The organism is Pseudomonas sp. ANT_H4, from assembly GCF_008369295.1.
GTDB lineage: Bacteria > Pseudomonadota > Gammaproteobacteria > Pseudomonadales > Pseudomonadaceae > Aquipseudomonas.
This window is the reverse complement of record NZ_VOBG01000072.1, coordinates 1-1,546: the sequence shown is the minus strand read 5'-3', so window position 1 is coordinate 1,546 and position 1,546 is coordinate 1. Positions and strand designations below refer to the sequence as shown.

General features: G+C 53.0%; 1 protein-coding gene and 1 pseudogene. Both read right to left on the bottom strand.

Annotated features, from left to right (window positions below):
* Nucleotides 1-646 (bottom strand): annotated as a pseudogene (locus FQ182_RS29560) (two-component sensor histidine kinase); the annotation flags it as partial.
* On the bottom strand, nucleotides 643-1,317 hold the full coding sequence (locus FQ182_RS29555; protein ID WP_077750419.1) for a heavy metal response regulator transcription factor: 675 nt from the start codon (nucleotides 1,315-1,317) through the stop codon (nucleotides 643-645). The pseudogene FQ182_RS29560 and the gene FQ182_RS29555, both read right to left, overlap by 4 nt.
* Nucleotides 1,318-1,546: the final 229 nt, after the last annotated feature.

The following is a 1,546-nucleotide window of genomic DNA, read 5'->3' as shown; positions in this document are numbered from 1 at the left end:
AGAGTCGATGGCTGAGGTCCTGAGCAGAGATCATGGCGGCCACCTTGCGAAACTCCCGCAGCGGCGCGAGCCCCCGTTTTACCACTGCCCAGGCACTGAGGCCGATAAGTAGCAGCAGCAACGGCAAGGCCATGATCGTCGAGCTTAGATATGTGCTGAGCAGCGCTTCATCGTTGGCGCAATCAAGCGACAGCAATACGGCGACATTCGTACCGTTCGGCAAGCGGATCAGTCTGGATGCAGTCAGGAAGTGCCGGCCCTGATCATCGGTGCTTCGGGAGTACGACACCTTGTCGGCGGCAGCCCCTGCCGCCTTCAACTCCACCCTGGGGTCCGTCAAGCCAAAGCCTGACTTCAAGAGCGGCGTCCTCATATTTATCAGGTCATAAATTGTAAGGTTGAGGTGGTCATGCCCCATCACCTGATCCAGCAAAACGTGCGGTTTAATGTTGATGTCGACAGGTTTTTCATACAGCGAAAGACTGTGCTCGATTTGCCGCATTTTCTCGCTCAAGTTGTCTTTTGACAGTTTATCTAACTCATGCGTTAGCGCGAGGAACGCAAGAACCGCCAGAAATAACACCAACAATGCGCCCATAATGCTCACCGCCAAACCCAGCCGCATCGACAGGCTTGCCGACTTCATTCCCGGGCCTCCAGTACATAGCCAACGCCGCGCAGGGTATGGATTAGCTTCTTGTCAAAAGGATCATCAATCTTGGCCCTCAGGCGGCGGATTGAAACCTCGACCACATTGGTGTCGCAGTCGAAGTTCATGTCCCAGACCAATGAAATGATCTGGGTACGGGAAAGCACCTCACCCGACTGGCGCATCAAAAGGTGCAGCAAAGCAAACTCCTTGGTCGTCAGGTCGATGCGCTGCTCGCCCCGGAAGGCCCTATGGCGGCCCTGGTCGAGTTCCAGATCGGCGACTTTCAAGACCTCAGGGATGGAAACTTGTTCGCTGCGACGCATTAAAGTTCGTACCCGGGCCAACAGTTCCGGAAATTCGAATGGCTTGACCAGATAGTCATCGGCACCCAGGTCCAGGCCGCGGATCTTGTCCGCCAGGCGCCCGCGAGCGGTTAGCATCATGACCCGGGTGTTACTGCTTTGGCGCAGTCGCTCGAGCACACCCCAGCCATCAAGTTGTGGTAGATCGACGTCAAGTATTACCAAGTCGTAGGTTTGTTGACGCGCAAGGTGAAGTCCATCCGTACCATTCGCCGCCCGGTCTACTATATAGCCGCTTTCAGTCAAACCCTGATGCAGGTATTCGGCAGTTTTAAGCTCATCCTCAACTACAAGCATTCGCATGGTAGTGCCGCCCTATGTAATATGAATTGAATAATAAAATTTCGAAGTTTATTTAAGTGCCCGACTAAGAAATGATGTAGAACTATTCGATCATAAAAATCTCAAAACCGCGCATTGCTCAAGTGGTCAGTATCAAGCCTGAAGCTGCTACAGGGTCAACAGGAGGAGGACATTTTACGATAAAAGTATTTGCGACTATATGTCGCAGGCATGTTAATGCGCGACTCCC